The sequence below is a fragment of the Gordonibacter massiliensis (ex Traore et al. 2017) genome (genome assembly GCF_019731765.1).
GTDB lineage: Bacteria > Actinomycetota > Coriobacteriia > Coriobacteriales > Eggerthellaceae > Gordonibacter > Gordonibacter massiliensis.
Genome location: NZ_JAASIO010000001.1, coordinates 446,346 through 466,002, shown reverse-complemented (window position 1 = coordinate 466,002; position 19,657 = coordinate 446,346). Strand labels below are relative to the sequence as shown.

The following is a 19,657-nucleotide window of genomic DNA, read 5'->3' as shown; positions in this document are numbered from 1 at the left end:
GCGCCTGCCGGGGGCGGCGGAATCGAAGGCGTGCGTCTTCGGGGAAGGCGCTCTTGCGGCGCGCGCATGTGCGCCTGCTGCATGGCATGCCGGGCGGCCAGCAGGCCGCCCCCTACGGGAAGAACTGCAGGTTGCACGGGCGGGAGCGAAGCGGCCCGCACGCTTGGCTGTAGGGGCGCTCTCCAGAGCGCCCGTTCGCGCGAAGCGCGAAAACAGTCGCGCAGGTTCCCCGGCAAGCGAGCGTAGCGGCGCTTGCCATGCGGCTGATAGCCGCATAACGGCCTCCCAGGTCGACCGCGCGGGAGCGAAGCGACCCGCGCTTCGCGCGCAAGCGCGAAAACGAGCTCGCAGGTTGGCGTAGTAAGTCAGCGAGGCCCGCCCTCGTGCCCGAGATCGCGGGGATGGCGGGGGCGAAGCGTACTCCGGTACGCGAGCCCCCGGCATCGCCGCGAGATCGGGTGCGAGGGCGGGCCGCAGCGTCGAGCAGTTCCGGCGGCTGTAAGCCGCCGGAACCTAAAACCACTCGCGCTTGTTGACGACGTACATCTGCTCGAATTCGGATTGGGACTTCGTCAGGTAGAGGATGCCCTCGATAATGCCGATGACCCACATGACGCCGCCGGCGAGCCCGAAGGTGAACAGGCTGCCCAGGATGGTGACGGCGAGCATGATGAAACCGGCGGTGTTGTAGCCCAGGTAGAACTTGTGGATGCCCAGCGCACCGAGGAAAATACCCAGCAGGCCGGCAGCCACGTGGTCTTTCGTCGCTATGACGGGCTGTTGGTAGTACGGTTGCTGGTAGCCGTAATACGGCTGCTGGGGAGGGACCGCGCCCGGACCCGCATGCGGCGTCTGCCCGTAGCCGGGGGCCGCATAGCCGCCGTACGGCTGCTGAGGCTGCTGATAATACCCTTGCGCCGAAGGCGGCACGGATGCCGTCTCGCCGGAAGAGGCGGGCGGCGCGTACGGAGCGCCCGTGGGAGGCGTTGGCTGAGCCCCGGAAGGCGGGTTCGGCGCCGGCGTCGTCGTATAAGGCACCCAGTCGGGCATCGGGTCGGGCTGCACCGGAGGGGTCGCCGCTTCGGCTGAAGGCGAAGCGGCAGCACCGTCCTCGGACCCTTCGGAGTCCTGCTCCGGAGCGGATTCGATCACGGTCGCGGAAACGGCCTCGGCGGCGTCGCGGGAAGCTTCATGCTCGGATGCGTCCGAACACGCCTCCCCCGTCGACCCGTCGGCGCCGTCGTCGCCGTTGGCAGCCGGCTCGGCTTCGGCGGGCGAAACGACATCTTCAACGGGCACCGCGGCATGCTCCACCACGATGCCGTCGATCGCGCCCGTTTCGTCCACCACGACGGCCGCAACCTCCAGCTCGTCCACGAGCACGCCGTCCGAAGCCGCGTCGGCTCCGGGCTCGACGGCGGGGTGCTCCCCCTTCAACTCGGCAAGGCGCGCACGGGCGGCCTCAAGCGTTTCCAAGGCGGCACGAAGCTCGGCTTCTGCAGCGACGACCTCGTCGTTCGCGTTTTCGTTCTGTTCGTTGAGGTTCATGACAGGGCCTCTCTATCTGAGGTTTCGAGGTATCTAGCGCCATGGTATCCGGCACTGCCGGTTTTGTCGATAACCTGTCACCTTGATATTGCTATCTGTATACTATCTTTAAGGTTTGCGTTGCCGAATGTTTCGAAAGAAGCACCCTCTGGAAGGAACTCGAAGGCGCATCGAGCTGCGACGCCCGCCTTGCGCCGTCTGCACGAGCCTTGCCGTAGGGGCTACTTGCCGCGATGCGAATGCTTCTCCAAAAACTTCATGATGCGCTTCTGAAACACGATCCCCAGCACTGCGATAAGCGCAGCCACGCCGAACAAGACGGCGCTCTCCACAAAGCGTCCGTCCATGATGCCGTCGGCCGCGTAGGTCGAAACCAAGATGCCGGGAATGCGCCCCAGGTTCGACAGCAGCAAGAACGTGCGCATGTTCATATCGGTGAGCGGCACCAGGTAGGTGAACGTGTCCTTCGGCAACCCGGGAATAAGGAACAAGACGAGCACGACGATGTTCAGCTTGCCCGACTTCTCGAAGGCGCGGAACTTCTCCAAGTACTTCGTGGGCACCATGTTCTGCACGAAGGGCGCGCCCAGCTTGTGCACGAGCGCGAAGATGAACGCGCTGGAGATAACGCAACCCAGCAAAATGATGAGCGCGCCGAGCCATGGCCCGTACAGCATGCCGGCGGCGATCTGCACCACTTCGCCGGGTATGAACGCCACCACGACTTGCAGGAACTGCAGCCCCAAAAGGATGAGGAACCCCACGGGTCCGGCGCCGCGCACGTCGGCGATAACGCGGTCGAGCCCGCCCGGTTCGAATAAATCGGCAACGTACGGCCAGATGAGCACGCAGATCGAAATCATTATGGCGAAGAACGCGATAAGGCCGACGAACTTGAAGATGTCGCCCTTCTCCATCTTGTGGCCGTGAACGGTCGTTTCCTGCTGCGCCTTCTCGTGCAATTCGTGCTTGCGCTCGACAGCCTTCTGCTTCAGCTTTCCGGTTTCGGATGTGGATGTATGCGGCGTTTTTTGTACCAAGATGTGCCTATTCGTCGTGGCGTGCCTTGTCGTATTCCTCTTTGAACGCAGAGAACATGTTCTTCTTGGGCGCTTGCTTCTGCGCGGGCTTTTTGGCAGTCGACGCGGTCGACTTCGTCGCCGTCGAGCCTTGCTTCGTTGAAGCCGCCTTCTTTGCGGGAGCGGTCGACGCGCCGCCGTCCGCCTTTTCGATAGCGGTTTTCTTTGCGGGCTTTGAACCGCGCTCCTTCTCGTACTCCTCCTTGAAGCCGGAGAACATGCCCTTGGTGGCGGCGATCTGCTTGCCGGTGGCGTAGGCGCCCTTGTTCACCACCTCGCCCGTCTTCTTGGCGGCGGCACTGGCGACCGGCTTCGCCTTGTCGACGGCGGTGTGCGCCTTGTCCACCACCACGGCCGTGGCCTCGCCGGCCTTCTCGGCCAAGCCGCCCTCGACCGCGATGTCGCGCGCCTCGTCTGCCACGAGGATGGCGCCGAGCACCACGTCGTCGTCCTCCTGCCCCTCCTCGCCCGTGCGGGCGAGGGCCGCGCCCATGCCGCGCTTGAAGCCCTTGACAAGGCTGGCGGGTATCTCGCGCTTGCCGAGCAGCGCGTTGGCCGTGGCGCCGCTGTCCGTGCCGATCGATTCGATTGCGCCGGTCGTGCGGTTGAAGGACACGGACCCTACCACGCCGAGCGTATCCCCGTCGTTGGTCATGACGGGCAGCCCCACCCACAGCACGCAGTCGTCCCACTCGACGCCGAGTTCTTTGCAGGCGGCGCGGTTGGTGGCCGAAGGCTCGTTGCGCACCACGATGCGCCCGTCTTTCACGTCGTAGCCGTTGATCGACACGAACAGATCCTTGCGACGGAACATCCACAGGAGGTCGGGGCGCTTCACCACGAATCCGACGACGCGCTTCTCTTTGGGATGGAACACGAAACGGCGCACCTTGCCGATGCGCTTCGTGCCCTTTTTCCCACCGATAACCCGGACGCCCATGAGTTCGTCGGTCGTGATCAGTTGCTGCTTGGCCATGTTTGCTCTTCCCCCAAACGCGCGCGGCGTACGGCGCATGCGGTGCTCTCAAACCGCGACGACCCGAAGTCGAAAGCGCGCCGATGACGCGAAGGCGGCGAGCGGGGACCGAACGGCTGCTACCGTTCGGCCCCACGCGCCGCCGCCTTCATTCATGCGAGTTGCTAGTCTTCCTTCTTGCCTTCCGCGATATCGGAACCGCCCGGCTGACCCGGCACGGCGAAATCCGGAAGCTCGGTCTTCGACTCCTTGTCGTCGCCGGCGACCTTGTCGGCGGCCGTCTCGAAGGCGTTCTTCGCGGTGTCGGCCACGTCCTGCGCCTTGTCGGCCACGTTGTCCACCGTCTCGTGCGCGGCATCGGCCGCCACGGGGATCTTGTCGCTCACGGCATCGTGCGCCTGCTCGGCGTTCTTGGCCACCTGAGCAGCGATGCGCTGGCGGGCGGCTTCGATCTTCTCGCGCAGGTCGTCGTTCTTCTCGGAGAACACCGGCTTGATGTTGTCGGCGGCCTCCTGCACGCGCGCGCTGGCGGCACCGTAAAGCTCCTGGCCCTTGGCCTGGGCGGTCTGCACGGCCTGCTGGCCCTTGGCGGCCACGTCGTGCGCGACCTCCTGGCCCTTGGCCGTGACGTCCTGGTACGCATGCTGCGCGTTCGCGCTCGCCTGGGCGCCCAGCTCCTGGGCCTCGCCCCACGCCGCGTTCACCTTGTCGGTGACCATGGCGCGCGTCTCATGACCCGCGCGGGGAGCGTACAGCAGCGCGACGGCAGCGCCGACCAAACCGCCGACGAGAAAGGATCCGAATTTGTTGCCCATATCTGCCTCCTAAAGGATGTTCTGGACGTTTGTCGATTCACCCATTATAGGGGCAGGCGCCTACCGGCGGTGCGGAAAACACGAGCGCTCTATTATTCAGTTGCCTTTTCGTTGCCGCACCTCAATACGGCGTACCCGCAATCTGACCTTTGCGTTTACAGCCCCATCTCCGCTTTCAGCTTGGCGAGCTCGTCCTCCACGGCCGCATCGCTGCCGGCCGCGGCGTACTTCGCCTCCAGCGCGGCCGCTTCGTCCACCGGCTTCGCGTTGAGCTCGCTCATGGCGTTGGAGCGGTCGAGCATGCCGTCGGCCTTGGCTTCCATGCGGGCGAACGCGCCCATGGCCTCCGCGCTTTTGTCCACGCCCGACGCGATGCTGTTCACCTTGTCCTGCGTCTTGGCAACGGCGACCTTGGCCTTCACCGCATCGCGGCGGCCGTTGAGCTCCTCGATGTCGCTCACCAGCTTGTCGTACATCTGGCGCATCTTGGCCGCGTTCGCGCAGGCCGCTTCGTAGGATTCCTGCAGGCTGGCGGCGCGGGCGTCGAACTGCTGCTTCTTGGCCAAGAACGTGCGGGCATCGTCCTCGTTGCCCGCCGCGAGCGCCTTGCGCGCCAAATCGTCGTACTTCGCCACTTCGGCGGCGTTCTCGTCCACCAGGCGCTTCGTGCGCGTTTCCTCGGCCATGACGCCGGCGGTCTCCTGCTTCACCTCGGCAAGATCCTCGGTGAGGTTGCGCAGGTACTGGTCGATCATCTTCGCAGGGTCCTCGCACTTGTCGAGCAGGTCGTTGATGTTCGCCTTGATGATGTCGGTGAATCGATCGAGCATTCCCATGGTTATCGCTCTCCTGTCTTGCATCGTGTATGGTATCCCCGCGCTTCGGCGGGGCCGTTCCTTGGTTAGGCGCCGGGTTGCCGGGGCGGCTCGGCAGTGTCGGAAGGTGCCGGAACCGGCGCGCCGCCGGCGGTCGGCGGCGTCTGGACGGGAGCCTGCTCGTACTTGCGCGAAAGCTCCTCCACATCCTGGTCCCCGAACTTTTCCAGCGGGGTTCTGAGCAGCTCCTCTTGGAATTGGCGAGCGCGCTCCTTCTCCTGCTTCCTTGTGCGCACCACGCGGTACGCCACGTACACCAGCACGATGACCAGCACCGTGACGAGGGACACGACGGCGTTGTACACCGTGTCGTCTTTCTTCATGATCGTTTCCGCCGTGTCGGCGAACGCCTTGGAGAAGATCTCCTCTTCGTCGAGCGAATAGTTGCGGTAGTTCTTGTCGAGGTTGTCGGCCAACACGTCGATAGCAGCGTCGTCCATGACGGAGCGCGCCTGCGAGCCTACCGCGTAACCGCAGTTGAACCCGCCGTCGCCGTCATCGCAGAACACGAGCAAGAAATGGCCCTCGTCCGAGAACAGCTCGTCGTAGCGTTGCTCGGCGAGCGTGCCCAGTTCCTGCGTCGAGGTGGTCGTGCCGTTCGGCAGGATGTACACGTAGGGCTGCACGCCGGTTTGCCGGTAGAATTCGCGCAGGCCGTTTTCGAGCTTGCTCGGACTGTGCACCCAATCGCCGTCTTCGTCGGTGTAGTAGCCGGTCTCGACAACGGCCGTTGCGGCCAGCGGCGCGCGCTCGACGATGGGAGTGCCGTCGATCTTCGTGCCCGCGCACGAGAACGCCAGACTCACCACGGAAGACAACACTATCAGCAAACCCAGCACCAACAGGATGGTGGAGCAGCCGCATCCTTTCTTCGTCGACCCTGTTCCGGCGCTCGGCGCGCCGACCGGGGGCGGAGCGTAGGAAGGCGCGTTGCCGGGATAGGGAGAAGATGGGTACGTGTTGGGAGCGCCGCCGTTGGGAGGCGCGCCGTAAGGAGAGGTGCCGTACCCCGACCCGGCGTTCGGGGTGCTTTCGTAAGGCGCCCCGGAACCCGTAGGAGGATAGCCGTTCGGCGGGTAGCCGTAGCCCGAATCGGTTCCGCGCGGGGCGCCGCCGTCCCTGCGCCGTTCGCGATTGATGAAGATCGGCACGATAGGGCCTATGCGGAATCCCCCCGATCCTCGATTGCCCGATCCGCCACCGGATCCCGAGCCCCCTGAACCGCCGCCGGAGAAGAGCGACCTTCCGCCCGAGCCTCCGGACGAACGGCCTCCGGAGAACCCGCCCGACGAACGGCCGCCTCCCGAGAAGCCGCCGCCAGACCGCCCTCCTCCGGAACGGCCTCCCGAGCCTCCTCCTCCCGATCTACCCATAGCGCCTCCCTTTCCGCGCGTCTTCGGCGCTACAGGCCCATTTCCGCTTTGAGCTCGGCCAATTCGTTCTCGACCGCCGCGCTGCCGCGCATGCCGGCGTACTTCTCCTCGAGGGCCGCGGCCTCGTCAACCGGCCCCCTATCGAGCTCGGCGGCGGCGTTCGCCCGATCGAGCAGCGCGTCGGCGGCGTCCTCCATGCGGTCGAACGCGTCCAGCGCACCCGACGCCTTGTCCGTGCGGGGCGCGTATTCGTTCACCAGGTTCTGCGTTTTCGCCACCGACACCTTGGCTTTGATCATCTCGCGACGCGCGTTGAGCTCCTCGATGTCGTCCACCAGCTTGTCGTGCAGCTGGCGCATCTTGCTCGCGTTCTCGTGCGCCGCCCCGTAGATGACGGCCAAGTCGGCGCCTTCCGCCTCCAACTCCTGCTTCTTCGCCAGGAACACGCGCGCGTCATCCTCGTTGCCGGCCGCGAGCGCTTTGCGGGCGAGCCCCGCGAAGCGCGCGATCTGACCGACGTTCTCATCCACCAGGCGCTTCGTGCGCGTCTCCTCGGCCATAACGCCGGCGGTCTCCTGCTTCACCTCGATCAGGTCTTCCGTAAGGTCGCGCAGGTACTGGTCGATCATCTTCGAGGGATCCTCGCACTGGTCGAGCAGGTCGTTGACGTTCGCCTTGGCGATGTCGGAAAAACGGTCCAGAATACCCATCGTCTATCCCTCTCCTGTCTGACGCTCCGTCGGCGCCTCCTGCGAAATACCGCCTTCGCATGCACCGCGCCGTACCCGACCCTCGGGCAAAAGTGTAGCATAGTGGTGTGGATCAACACCGGAGATCGCGACTCGAACGCGCCTTCGACGGGCGCCCAGCCGACAGTTTTATCGCGGGGCGCCCGGTTCCGCGTCGGCCGACTCGTACTTGCGCGCAAGCTGCTCGACGTATTCGTCGCTGAATTTCACAAGCTGGGCTTGAGGATCAGGGCTTCCGTAGGACACATCAACAGGAACGCTCCCCATGGGCGGTCCGGCCATCATCGGCGGCATCGCAGAAGCCGACATGCGCTTCTCTTTACGTCGCTTTCTGGTAAGCACAAAAGCGATGACGGCCACCAATGCAGGCGGCGATAGAAGACCGAGAACGAGCATGACGACAACCATCACGAACGCCATATCGTAAGCGAGCTGGTCAAGAGAATCTTCCGAGCTGCCGCTTTCGGACGAAGAGGGCTTTTGGCTGCGCGTGTCAGAAACCGCTCCGGACGGCTCCGAAACGCCTATGGCAATGCCCTCGGAAGACGAAGTCGGATTCAAAGCATAGGCATCCGGGCCGAAAGCGCAAAGCACCGCGCCAAGCACTAAAAGCACGGCCAAGCACAGGGCGCAGCATCTATACCTGGACACCGTCATGCCAAAGCACATACTTACTTCGCGTACTGTGTCACCAGTTCGTTCAGCACGGCGGACAGGGAGAGGCCGGCGGCGGCGCAGGCGGCGGGGAACAGGGAGCGCTCGGCCATGCCGGGCGACACGTTCACCTCGAACACGCGGGCTTGCGCGCCGTCCCAGATGAGGTCGATGCGGGCGAGGTCGCGCGCGTTGTAGGCGCGGTACACCTCGAGCGCGGCTCGCTCGATCTCGGCGCGTATGGCCTGGGCGTCGCCTTCGTCGTCGGACAAGGAGGACGGGCGCACCGGCGCGATGTAATCGACCGCGTTGGGGTCGAGACGGGCGGCGGTGTCGTACAAGCCCTGCTTCGGCACGATCTCCACCGGCGGCAGCGCGTAGGCGTCCCAGCCGGTGCCCAGCACCGACACGGCCATCTCCACGCCTTCAACCCACTGCTCGATGACCACGGCCTCGTCGAACGAGAGCGCGTCGAGGATGGCCTCGCCCAAGTCATCGACGGAATCCACGCGATGCACGCCCAGGGCCGAGCCGCCGTGCGCGGGCTTCACCGCCACGGGATAGCCGCCGATCACGCGCTCTTCCACCAGGTCGAGCGCCGTTGCGGCACCCATGTCCTTGAACGCGTCGCGCGCGATGTAGAGTCCCTGCGGCCAAGAAGCGACGGGGGCGTCGCCGGTAATGGCACGGTACGTGGCCAGCTCGTAGTGCATGGAGTCCTTGTTCCACGTGCGATGGCACACGTGCGACGGAGAGCCGATGAAGGGAATGCCCACGAACTCGAGCAGGCTCTGGATGGTGCCGTCCTCGCCGTGCTTGCCGTGCAAGGCGCTGTAGCACACGTCGGGGCGCTCGCTGCGCAGCGTGGGAACGAGGTCGCTCGTGGTGTCGAGCGGCACGACCTTGTGGCCGGCCTCCTCGAGCGCCGCGCACACGTTCTTGCCGCTGGCCAGAGAGAACTCGCGCTCGAACGAGGCGCCGCCCATCAACACTGCTACTTTCATGCCCATGTTGCTTCCTTCCACCTGTTCAACCGGCGGCTCCTTCAGCTGGCGCCGCGCGGGATCCTTCGACTGCGCTCAGGATGACAACTGCCATGTTCAAAAACGCCTTCGCCCCCCCCCGGTTCACCAAAGTCAGCGAGGGTTTCCGCAGTGCCCAAGATTCGTGGGATGGCGAAGGCGAAGCGTACTTAGGTACGTGAGCCTTCGTCATCGCGCGAAGATTGGGTGCTGCGGGAAGCCGCAGCGTCGACCCGGTCCGACGGCTGGCAAGCCGTCGGAACCTTGATGGCCCCGGCTTCGATGAAGGCTCGGTACAGCTCCAACCGGTCGTTGATGACCGCCGCGAGGCGCTTGACGGCCTCGGTGAGATTCTCGGGGCTTTCGAAGCAGAACGCGATGCGCATGCTGTTCTTGCCGTCGGATCCGCCGGGGTAGAAGCCGTCGCCCGGCGTGTACGTCACGCCGTTTTCCAGCGCCACGGACAGCATGGAGCCGGTGTCCACGTACGGCGGCAACGTCACCCACACGAAGAACCCGCCCTCGGGGCGCGTCCACGAAGCCTCGGCCGGGAAGTACTCGTCCAGCGCGGCCAGCATGGCGTCGCGGCGCGTGCGATAGGTTTTCACGAACTTCTGCAGCGTCTTCTGCCACGGCGTGTCGGTGAAGTAGTGCTCCACCACCACCTGGTTGAACGCGCTGCCGCACAGATCGGTACCTTGCTTCACCAGGTTTATCTTCGCAAGCACGCTTTTCGGCGCCACGATCCAACCGGTGCGCAGGCCCGGAGCGAACACCTTCGACACCGTGCCCAGGTACACCACATCGTCCGACAGCGCCTTCAGCGGCAGCACATGCCCGCCGTCGTAGCGCAAACGACCGTACGGGTCGTCCTCCACCACCATGAAACCGTACTCGTCGGCCAGCTCTATCAAGCGCTTGCGACGGGCGGGCACCATGGTCACGCCGCCGGGGTTCTGGAAGTTCGGAATGGTGTAGAGGAACTTCAGCCGCGGGTTGCCCTTGCCGATGCGCGCGAGCTCTTCCTCCAGCAGATCCATACGCATGCCCTCGTCGTCGAACGGGATGCAGCGGATGTCGGGCTCGTAGGCGGAAAACGCCTGCAGCGCGCCCAGGTACGTGGGACCCTCGGCCAAGATGATGTCACCGGGGTCGATGAACGTTTTTGCTATGAGGTCGAGCGCCTCTTGGGCACCCGTGGTTATCATGACGTTCTCGGGCTTGGCGCGCACGCCGATGTCGCGCATGAGGTCGCAGAACACCTGCTTCGTTTCCACACGTCCGTCGGTGGAACCGTACTGCAGCGCCACGGCGCGCTCGTCGTCGCACGCGGCGCGGGTGGCCGTGCGGATGGCGGAGTGCGGGAGCAGCGACACGTCGGGCATGCCGCCCGACAGCGAGATGATGTTGGGGTTGGAGGCGGCGGCGAACAGGTCGCGCACGGCCGAAGACCGCATCTTCACGACGCGTTCGGCGATCTTGTCGCCCGTCTGGTCAAATGTCAGGTGAGCCGAAGTCATGGCGAACAGGTTACCACCGCGGCGTTCAGAAAACGCGCAGCGTCGCGAAAAGCCCGCAAAGCTACCAAATCGTCGGTGAAGCTCACTTCTATATGCGCCCGCCCTGCCGATTCGTCCGTCCATCTCGTCACGCCCACGTAGACGACGTCGGGCCGGGAGCCGGCCGGCGCGGCCCGGGTTTGCAGGTCGATGACGAGATGCTCCAGCATATGGGGAAGCGACGTCGCCTCCATGACGGCGCCGAACGTGTCGCCCGCCCCGTTCACGCAGGCGTGGCTCGGCAGGTCGGGAAACGCCGCACGCACGTGCGCGGCAAGCGTCGGCGTGGTGGTGCGCGGCGCATGCGGGGCCAGCGCCACGTCGCAGCCGATGCGACCGTCTCCCACCACGAAGCGTTTGACGGACAGGGCGTCCACCTAGGCTCCGATGTCGCTGACGTCGAACAGGTCGCCGGGTGACGACGAGCCCGAACCTGCCTGGCCGGACGATCCGGAATCGGCCGTGCCGGAAGCGTCGCCGGACCCGACAGGCTCGTCGGCCGCATCGGTGTGTTCGGAAGCCTCGCCCTGAGGGCCCTCCGGCTCCTCGGTTTTCGCCGCTTCCCCGCTTGGGCTTCCATCGCCAGTCGAAGCGGCGTCGGCCTTCGACGCGTCATCCTGAGCGGCAGCGCCTGCGGCGAGCTCGGGAACGTCGCGCGGCTGGGCCTCGGCGTCGTGCGAGACGCGCACGAGCACGGTCGTGCCGTCGCCCGCCTTCGGCTGCACGGGTTCCTGGCCTTGCACGGAACGCACGAAACCGTCCCACATCCAGCCCAGGTCCTCGAACAAGGTGGAAGCCGTCGAGTAAGCGTCGCCTTCCGTGATGACCAGCTGCGACCGATCGGCGGAGAAGCGGTAGCGCCCCTTGCCCTCCATGTTCCCGAACGTGAACTCGATGGTCTTCGCCGCAGGGTCGATGGCGTAGGAGTAGGCCACGTCGTCGGTCAGCTTGATGGACTCGCCGTTCACCACGACGACCCTCGTCGTGTCGGCCACCTGCCACTCCCCTTGCAGCTCGCGCGCGTCGTCGTAGCGCAGCCACCGATCCCACGAGAACGCGGCCGCCGCCACGATCAGCACGGCGACGACGCCCAGCGCCACGTACCACGGCCAACGGCGTTTGGCCGTCTTGCGCCCGCGCGGCTTTTCGGCGCGCGGCGCGTTTTCGCTCGAGCCCTCGGGAGCCTCGGGCGATCCGGGGGCCGCAGCCGTCCGCTTCTCGACCTCCCGGTCCTTTTTCGCGGCCTTCTTCGCCTGCGACGAGGCGGCCGGCGTCGAGGCAGCGGGAGGCGCAGCGGGCGGGATGGCGACTTTCCGCGCGGAGGCGACCGACGGTTTCGGCTTCGCCGCGCTCTTCTTTTCTGTAGGAACAGACTTAGCCTTCGCCTCGTCCCGCCCCTTGGCGGCAGGGGCCTTCTCCTTGGCTCCGCCCGGCCCTCCGGAGGCGGTTGCCGGCTTCGCCTTGGCCTCACCCGTTTCGACGGCAGGGCGCGAGGTCACCGGCCCCGTGGAACCGGCAACCCTCTTCGCATTCTTCACCGACTTACGTTTTGTCGCCACGCGCGCCCTTCAAACCCGATCGAGTTGCCGCAGCGCTTATTCCGGCGCGATGACTTCGACGCCGCCCATGTAGGGCACCAGCACGTCGGGCACGCGCACGGTGCCGTCGGCCTGCTGGTAGTTCTCGATAACGGCGGCCATCGTGCGGCCCACGGCCAGGCCGGAGCCGTTCAGCGTGTGCACGTAGCGCGAGCCCTTGAACGCGCCGGGGTCGCGGTACTTGATGCTCGCGCGGCGCGCCTGGAAGTCCGTGCAGTTCGAGCAGGAGGAAATCTCCTTGTAGTTGTTGTAGCTGGGCAGCCAAACCTCCAGGTCGTAGGTCTTGGCGGCGGAGAAGCCGATGTCGCCCGTGCACAGGCTGATCACGCGGTACGGCAGGCCCAGCAGCTGCAGGATGTTCTCGGCGTCGGCCACCATGGCCTCCAGGTCATCGTAGCTCTCCTCGGGCTTGGCGTACTTCACCATCTCCACCTTGTCGAACTGGTGCACGCGGATGAGCCCGCGCGTGTCGCGGCCGGCGCTGCCCGCCTCCTCGCGGAAGCACGGCGTGAACGCGCAGTACTTGAGCGGCAGCTGGCCGGCGTCCAGCACCTCGCCGGCGTGGATGTTCGTCAGCTGCACCTCGGCCGTGGGGATGAGGTACAGGCCCTCGGTGGTGTGGAACAGGTCTTCCTCGAACTTCGGCAGCTGGCCGGTGCCGGTGAGCGTCTCGGCGTTGGCCATGGCCGGGCACCACCATTCCTTGTAGCCGCGCGACGCGTGCGTGTCGGCCATGAAGTTGATGAGGGCGCGCTCCAAGCGGGCGCCCAGGCCGCCCAACAGGATGAAGCGGCTGGCGGCCAGCTTCACCGCGCGCTCGAAGTCGATGATGCCCAGCTCGGGGCCCAGGTCCCAGTGCGGCTTCATCTCGAAGCCTTCGGCGACGAAGTCGCGCGGCGTGCCCCAACGGCGCACTTCGGGGTTGTCGTCCTCGTCGTCGCCCACCGGCGTGGAGTCGGCCGGCATGTTCGGCGTGGCCAGCAGCAACTCGCGCAGGGCCTCGTCGGCCGCTTCGCGCTCGGCGCCGATGGCGGAAATCTCGTCGTTGATGGCGCGCACGCGCTCCTTGGCGGCCTCGGCCTCGTCTTTCTGCCCGGCGGCCATCATGGCGCCGATGGATTTCGACGCGGCGTTGCGCTCGGCCTGCAGAGCCTCTTCCTTCGCGATGGCGGCGCGGCGCGTCTCGTCGAGCTCGGAGAAGCGCGCGGCATCCCACGAAGCGTGGCGGTTCTTCATCGCCTCGGCGACGGCTTCTTGGTTATCGCGAACGAATTTGATGTCTAGCATGGGACGCGCTCCTTCTTGGTAGGAACTTGTTATCGTTTTAGTATAACCTACCAGCAACCGCCTCCCGCAATCCTCCACGCCCTTGTCATGCTCCCTCCCGCTGCCCGCAAGACCGCGCGATGCCGCCCTGTGCGTTCCCTCTGCCAGTGAACTGGGCGACATTGATGGCGCGCGCCATTCACATGATCCCGCGATGGTGCTCTCGGTCGAGATATCCACCTTCCAGCAGAGCAGCATCGGAAAACGCGCTTGAGAGTCATCCCAAAATCCAATTTCCTGAAATTTTGCCCGTCTTGGTCAAAAAAGACGATATTAGGGGGTTTGAGCGACGAAATCGGACAAGAAGAAAACCGCACTCTGCAGAACTTACTTAAACGCGCAGGTCAAAGCGATGGCGTCGCAAAAAAGGCAACACGCTGGGAAAGAACAATGTTCTCAAAACCCCCTAATATCGTCTTTTTTGACCCACATACGCTCGATTTTTGGAAACGGAAACGACATCGCGGCTCCACCTAAGGCCGACGGCCCGTCTGATGGCCCATCCTGGGCCGCCTTCTTCTGGCGTGCATGTCACAACCGGTTCGACTACGAGCGCAAGCGGCGGAACCGGTTTCGTCACCGTGCCGGTTTCGTTCAGGCGCGATTTTGACATGGACGCGATTTGCCATAGAACCGGTTTGGCCACGGACGCGATTCGTTGTGGGACCAGCCATCGTGGGCACGATCCCGGAACGCGATCCAATCGCCAGCATGACTACATTGCGTGCGCGTTTAAAGATGGAACCGATCACGCCTGAGAATGCGATGCAAAATCCTGCAATGAGGCATTTTTGCGAAGACTGTCCCACAACCTTCCGCTACCTGCGTGATAGGCTTTGTACATGGCTCTTTTTATCGGTCATAGCTCGGCATTGGAGTATTGGCGAACCCATCCGCTGGGACGGCCGCCTGCCCGTCTGTCGCACAGTCCTTCGCTTGCGAACGCCACAACCGGCATTCGCGAAATCACAACGTTTCCTTGCAAAATGCTCGGTATGAGGGAAAGCCCGCTGCACATTCTGACGGCGAGCTCCTCGGGCCGCAACCGATCGAAACGCGTGGTTTGCCATGTGCTTTCCCAGCCGATGCCTGCCGGCTCGTTTGTCAAAGTGGGCAAGAACCTGTACGTCGCCTCTCCCGAACTCACGTTTTTCTTGATGGCGTCGCAGCTTCCCATTCCCGAACTGACGCTGGTGGGCTACGAGCTCTGCGGGTACTACCGACTTTCGAACGACGCTCCCAGCGGATTCGTGAAAGCCCGCCCGGTCTCCAGTGCGGCAAAGCTGCTCGCATTCACGAACCGGATGCAAGGTTTCGCCGGCGTGAAGAAAGCACGGCGAGCAGCTGAGTTCCTGTCCGACCGCTCGGCCTCGCCGCGCGAGACCGTCACGGCCGCCTTGCTGTGCCTTCCCCATGCCGAAGGCGGCTACGGCCTAGAAATACCCCAAATGAATCGCGAAGTACAGATCAAAGAGGTCACGCCGGCCGGTTCCGTTGCGAAAACCCTCTACTGCGACCTGTACTGGCCCCAACACAGATTGGCCGTAGAATACGACAGCGATCGCCATCACGCGGCACCACGGAACATCGCACACGACTCGAAACGCCGCAGCACGCTCGGCCGGGCAGGCGTCTACGTGGTGTCTATGACGAACGATCAGTTAAAAAGCGTGCGCGATTTCGACGAAGCGGCCCGACTGCTAGCCAAGCACACAGGACGCCGCGTGCGCGTGCGGCGAGACGACTTCCCGGCACGCCGGCTACGGCTGCGCACGACGCTGCTCGCGCAACCAAGGCGCTAGCAGCGTCCCCATCGGCCGGGCACTGCGCTGTGCTTGCACGGGCGTACCCGACCCTCCAGGCTCTACGACCCCATGCCCCACGCGCGCTACGCGCGGCGCTTGCGCAGGTGCACGGCTATGGCCTCCATCACGCGCTGCATGTCGATGGGCTTGGAGAGGTGGGCGTCCATGCCGCTTTCCAGCGATGCGCGCACGTCTTCCGCGAACGCGTTCGCCGACATGGCGATGATGGGCACGCTGCCGGCGTCGGACCGATCGAGCGCGCGGATGCAGCGCGTGGCCTCGTACCCGTTCATCACCGGCATCTGCACGTCCATGAGGACCACGTCGTAGTGGCCCTCTTCCGATTCGTCGAACATGCGGCACGCCACCTCGCCGTTTTCAGCCCACTCAACCACCAGGCCCGACTCGCCCAAAAGCTCGCGGGCGATCTCGGCGTTCAAATCGTTGTCCTCGACCAGCAGCACGCGGGTGCCCGGCGGGCAGATTGCCGGGGGCAGGGGGGACGTCGCGGGTCCTGCGGTGTCGGCGACCAGGTGCGAAGGGGTGGGCACGCGGGACTTCGTGCCGTACAGGCCGTCGAAAGCCACGTCGAGCGCGCTCGACACCGGAAGTTCGCGAGGGCGTCCCGAAACGTCGAATTCGTCGTCCCAAGAGGCTTCCGCGTGCTCGGCCTCTTCCAACGCACGGCGCTCGGGCTCGAACGCGACGCGCAGGCTCACGGCCACCGTGAACGTGGTCCCCCGGTCGACGGCCGTGCGCACGTGAATGTCGCCGCCCATCATGGTGACGATGTTCTTCACGATGGGCATGCCCAAGCCGGTGCCCTGCGAGGTCGAACGGCTTTCCATGGCGAACGGCTCGAAAAGGTGCTTCTGGAACTCCTCCGTCATGCCGATGCCGTCGTCGGCCACCACGAACGCCACGCAGCGGTACGCCACGACCGAGTCGGTGCCGACCGTCGCCTCCAAACGCACGTGCCCGCCTTCGGGCGTGTACTTCACCGAATTCGTCAGCAGGTTGATGAGCAGCTGGCGCAGGCGCACGGCGTCGCCCACGAACACCTCGTCTTCGGGCGGCTTCACCACCTCGAGCGTCTGCCGCTTCTGCTCGCACTGGGGCCTGATGACGGCCGTCACGCGATCCATCAGCACCGACAGGCGAAACGGCTCGCTGGCGAGCACCATCTTGCCGCTCTCGATCTTCGAGATGTCCAGCACGTCGTTGATGAGGTTGAGCAGGTGGTCCGACGCGGCGCCGATCTTGCCCAGGCTCTCGGCCGTTCTCTCCGGGTCGTCGGCGTGCAGCTTGGCTATCTGCAGCATGCCGATGATGGCGTTCATGGGCGTGCGTATCTCGTGGCTCATGCGCGAGAGGAACTCGGACTTCGCCTGGTTGGCGGCCTCGGCGGCCGTCATGGCGTCCTTCATGGACAGCTGCAGCTCCTTTTCGACCGTGGCATCGCGGAACACCACCATGATGCGCCGCTTGTCCTCGTAGTCGAGCGGGCTGGCGGAATACGATATCCAGCGAACCTTGCCCGTTTGCACGTGCACGAACGAGAACTCGCCTTGCTGCAAGCCGCCCACCGCGTCGTTGCGCAGACGATCGAGCAGGTCGACCCCCTCGTCGGAAAGCTCCAGCTGGTCGGCGATGCGGGGGTTCGCCATGATCTCGGGCATGGTGTAGCCCAAGATGTGCACGGCCTTCGCCACGATGGGCGTGACCGTGCCATCGGCGGGGCAGTACAGGTTCACCGCCATGTCCAAGCTGTCGGACAGGGCCTTGTACAGGCGCGACTTCATGGCCACGTTGCGCTCGAGCATGCGCTTGCGATACGCGGAGAACATGAGCGCGATAACCGCCACGAAGCACAGCACGACCACGGCGAACACCACTTTGAACGCCGTGAGCACGATGGAGGCCTCGGCGCGCACGTTCTCCACGGGGATGACGTTGCACACGTACCATCCGCCCTTTGCCACCGGGGCGACGCACACGTAGCTCTCTTTGCCGTCCACCGGCCCCGTGGCGAGCCCCGTTTCGCCTGCCGCCACCGTGTCGGCCAAGGCGGACAGGCTCTCCGTGTCGTTGCCGAGCGACCTGGCAACGGAATCCGCCAAGCTGCTCTCGCCCGCAACCGGCTCGTAGTTCGACGCCTGATCGAGGAACGAGTACACGGTCATGCCCTCGTCTATCGGCGTTTTCGTGTCTTCGGAAGGAGGCACCAGTATCTCCCCCGTCGACTTTTGGAACAGCATGAAGTATCCGCGACCGTCGAACATGTCCAGCTTGCGGGGCATGGAGAACATGTTCAGGGGAATTTGCACGTACAGCGCGCCCACCTGCCGTCCATTGAGGTAAAGCGGCCGTTGCGCCATGCGCGCGCCGCGGCCGTCCTCGAGCGTGAACGTGGGAGAATACGACTCCTTGCCTTGCGAAAGCGCCGTTTCGGGCTGCTCCATATCGTCGACGGAGAAAGGCCCGCCGTCGGACAGGTACCCTTTGCCGTCCATGCCGACGAACGCCACCTCCACGAAGCCGAACCGGTCGCGCAAGCTCTTGAGGGCCGGCACGACCGCAGCGGGGTCGGCCGACTGCACCTCGAAGGCCCCGATGGTGTTCTGGATGACGTAGACGCGATCCGACACGTTGCCGGCGGTTTGCTGCGTGAACGTGACCACCTGCTGCTCGGCGCCCTGCTTGAGCTTGTGGTCGATGTAGCCCACAAGCCCGAAGGAGGCTCCCAGAACGACGACCGCGGCAAGGGCGGCAACGATGTAGACGGCGAATTGCCGATGGCGCTTCGCTCGGATTCCAGCGCACATGCGCCCACAACCTTTGCATTATTCAGATCGATACGTTCACGTATATCAAGGATTCTCGCCGCGGAGGTATCCCGTATTTGCATGGGCATAGTATACTCTACCCATATGTCGAAATCGGACAAGCGCCGCCTGCTGGCGGGCTTTGCATAGATAGGACGAAGAGGCTGCCATGGACTTCGGTGAAGTGTACCATTTCCTGTTCGAGACGATCCCGGGCATCGGATGCTTGATTGGTATTGGGCTGGTTGTCAGCATAATCGCCTGCATTATCATGGAGCGTCGCACCCGCAAGCGCTTCGCCAACCACGAGGCGGGCGAAGACGATTGGTCGTTCTTCGACGACGATGACGAAGACGAAGAGAAGTAAGCCGTTATCGTTTCACATTCAAAGATGAAGCACCGCGGGCGCCCACGGCGCCCGTTTTCAACTCGGTAACGATTCGCGCGCCACGAAATCTGCATTCTATCGTTAACGCAAAAACCCTTTCGAGAAAGAGCGACTTATGAGCGAAACCACCCTGTACCAGCGCGAAGGCGCCTACATCCCCCGCGTGGCCGCCGTGCACGACCTGTGCGGCTACGGCAAGTGCTCGCTGGGCGTGGCCATCCCGGTGCTGTCGGCCGCCGGCTGCGACGTGTGCCCCGTGCCCACCGGCCTGTTCTCGTCGCACACGGCGTTCCCCGGCTGGTACATGCACGACACCACCGACATGCTGGCCGACTACCTGGCGGCGTGGAAGAACATCGGCGTGGAGATCGACGCGGTGTACTCGGGCTTCCTGGGCGCACCCGAGCAGGTGGACCGCATCCGCGATCTGTACGCCATGTACCCCGCCGCGCTGCGCGTGGTGGACCCGGTGATGGCCGACCACGGCAAGGTGTACCCCACCTACACGCCCGAGCTCTGCGACGCCATGGCCGAGTTGGCCTGCGGCGCCGACATCCTCACGCCGAACCTGACCGAGGCCGCCATCATCTTGGGCGAGCCCATCGGCGAGGACTGGGGCGGCACCGACATCTCCGACGAGGAGGCGCACCGCCTGGTGGACGCTCTCGTGGCGAAGGGCGCGAAGCACGTGGTGCTGAAGGGCATCCAGCGCGAGGGCGAGACGTGCATCCGCAACTTCGTGGGCGGCGTGGATGCGGAAACCGTGGAGGTGCACAACGAGTACCTACCCTACATGCTGCACGGCACGGGCGATTTGTACGCGTCGTGCCTGCTGGCCGCCGTCATGGCGGGCCGTTCGCTGGAAGAGGCCGTGCGCTTCGCCGGCGACTTCGTGCACGACGCCATGATCGTGAGCGCCCAGCAGCCCGAGTTCCGCGACCGCGGCGTGAGCTTCGAGCCCTTGCTGGGCAAGGTGTGCGAGCTGCTGTAGCGGCCGCACGCACATCGCCGCATGAACGAAAACGGCCTGGGGAAGCGCTCCCCAGGCCGTTTTCGTTCATGCGG

General features: G+C 64.8%; 17 protein-coding genes. 3 read left to right on the top strand and 14 right to left on the bottom strand.

The annotated features are described in order from the left end of the window. Window positions 1-513: 513 nt before the first annotated feature. From HCH03_RS02005 to serS, 13 genes are all read right to left on the bottom strand, one after another. Entirely contained in the window at window positions 514-1,548 is a 1,035-nt protein-coding gene (locus tag HCH03_RS02005) for a TM2 domain-containing protein (RefSeq protein ID WP_221688139.1), read from the bottom strand. Window positions 1,549-1,769: 221 nt separating this feature from the next. Beyond that, the gene (locus HCH03_RS02000) at window positions 1,770-2,588 is read right to left on the bottom strand and encodes a TVP38/TMEM64 family protein (protein ID WP_246599460.1); all 819 of its coding nucleotides are present in this window, start codon (window positions 2,586-2,588) and stop codon (window positions 1,770-1,772) included. Between the two features lie 7 nt (window positions 2,589-2,595). Next, entirely contained in the window at window positions 2,596-3,603 is a 1,008-nt protein-coding gene (locus tag HCH03_RS01995) for a PRC-barrel domain-containing protein (RefSeq protein ID WP_221688138.1), read from the bottom strand. Between the two features lie 164 nt (window positions 3,604-3,767). Further along, window positions 3,768-4,418 (bottom strand): YtxH domain-containing protein, encoded by a 651-nt coding sequence (locus HCH03_RS01990; RefSeq protein ID WP_221688137.1) that lies wholly within the window; start codon window positions 4,416-4,418, stop codon window positions 3,768-3,770. A gap of 155 nt (window positions 4,419-4,573) precedes the next feature. After that, window positions 4,574-5,254: a PspA/IM30 family protein gene (locus HCH03_RS01985; protein WP_185904072.1), complete on the bottom strand. Its 681-nt coding sequence runs from the start codon at window positions 5,252-5,254 to the stop codon at window positions 4,574-4,576. A gap of 65 nt (window positions 5,255-5,319) precedes the next feature. Further along, window positions 5,320-6,444 carry a hypothetical protein gene (locus HCH03_RS01980; protein ID WP_221688136.1) on the bottom strand — a complete coding sequence of 375 codons (1,125 nt, stop codon included), beginning with the start codon at window positions 6,442-6,444 and terminating at the stop codon, window positions 5,320-5,322. Between the two features lie 251 nt (window positions 6,445-6,695). After that, window positions 6,696-7,376, bottom strand: coding sequence for a PspA/IM30 family protein (locus HCH03_RS01975; RefSeq protein ID WP_185904070.1), 681 nt, complete (start codon window positions 7,374-7,376; stop codon window positions 6,696-6,698). A gap of 168 nt (window positions 7,377-7,544) precedes the next feature. After that, window positions 7,545-8,036, bottom strand: a complete 492-nt coding sequence (locus HCH03_RS01970; protein ID WP_221688135.1) for a hypothetical protein — start codon at window positions 8,034-8,036, stop codon at window positions 7,545-7,547. 50 nt (window positions 8,037-8,086) lie between these two features. Beyond that, window positions 8,087-9,073: a D-alanine--D-alanine ligase family protein gene (locus tag HCH03_RS01965; protein ID WP_185904068.1), complete on the bottom strand. Its 987-nt coding sequence runs from the start codon at window positions 9,071-9,073 to the stop codon at window positions 8,087-8,089. A gap of 188 nt (window positions 9,074-9,261) precedes the next feature. Then, window positions 9,262-10,611 carry a PLP-dependent aminotransferase family protein gene (locus tag HCH03_RS01955; RefSeq protein WP_080144242.1) on the bottom strand — a complete coding sequence of 450 codons (1,350 nt, stop codon included), beginning with the start codon at window positions 10,609-10,611 and terminating at the stop codon, window positions 9,262-9,264. Next, window positions 10,608-11,027: a cyanophycin synthetase family protein gene (locus tag HCH03_RS01950; protein ID WP_221688134.1), complete on the bottom strand. Its 420-nt coding sequence runs from the start codon at window positions 11,025-11,027 to the stop codon at window positions 10,608-10,610. The genes HCH03_RS01955 and HCH03_RS01950 overlap by 4 nt, the downstream gene beginning before the upstream one ends. After that, the gene (locus tag HCH03_RS01945) at window positions 11,028-12,209 is read right to left on the bottom strand and encodes a hypothetical protein (protein ID WP_221688133.1); all 1,182 of its coding nucleotides are present in this window, start codon (window positions 12,207-12,209) and stop codon (window positions 11,028-11,030) included. A 36-nt stretch (window positions 12,210-12,245) separates the two neighbouring features. After that, window positions 12,246-13,535, bottom strand: a complete 1,290-nt coding sequence (gene serS / locus HCH03_RS01940) for a serine--tRNA ligase (RefSeq protein ID WP_221688132.1) — start codon at window positions 13,533-13,535, stop codon at window positions 12,246-12,248. Between the two features lie 881 nt (window positions 13,536-14,416). On the opposite strand from serS, the gene HCH03_RS01935 reads away from it, so the two are divergent. Further along, window positions 14,417-15,376: a hypothetical protein gene (locus tag HCH03_RS01935; RefSeq protein WP_221688131.1), complete on the top strand. Its 960-nt coding sequence runs from the start codon at window positions 14,417-14,419 to the stop codon at window positions 15,374-15,376. An 86-nt stretch (window positions 15,377-15,462) separates the two neighbouring features. Here the strand turns inward: HCH03_RS01935 and HCH03_RS01930 are convergent, their stop codons facing one another. Then, window positions 15,463-18,204 (bottom strand): ATP-binding protein, encoded by a 2,742-nt coding sequence (locus HCH03_RS01930; protein WP_221688130.1) that lies wholly within the window; start codon window positions 18,202-18,204, stop codon window positions 15,463-15,465. A 169-nt stretch (window positions 18,205-18,373) separates the two neighbouring features. Here HCH03_RS01930 and HCH03_RS01925 point away from each other — a divergent pair, with 169 nt between their 5' ends. Further along, window positions 18,374-18,571, top strand: coding sequence for a DUF6724 family protein (locus HCH03_RS01925; protein ID WP_185904063.1), 198 nt, complete (start codon window positions 18,374-18,376; stop codon window positions 18,569-18,571). Between the two features lie 136 nt (window positions 18,572-18,707). Then, window positions 18,708-19,583, top strand: coding sequence for a PfkB family carbohydrate kinase (locus HCH03_RS01920; protein ID WP_221688129.1), 876 nt, complete (start codon window positions 18,708-18,710; stop codon window positions 19,581-19,583). Window positions 19,584-19,657: the final 74 nt, after the last annotated feature.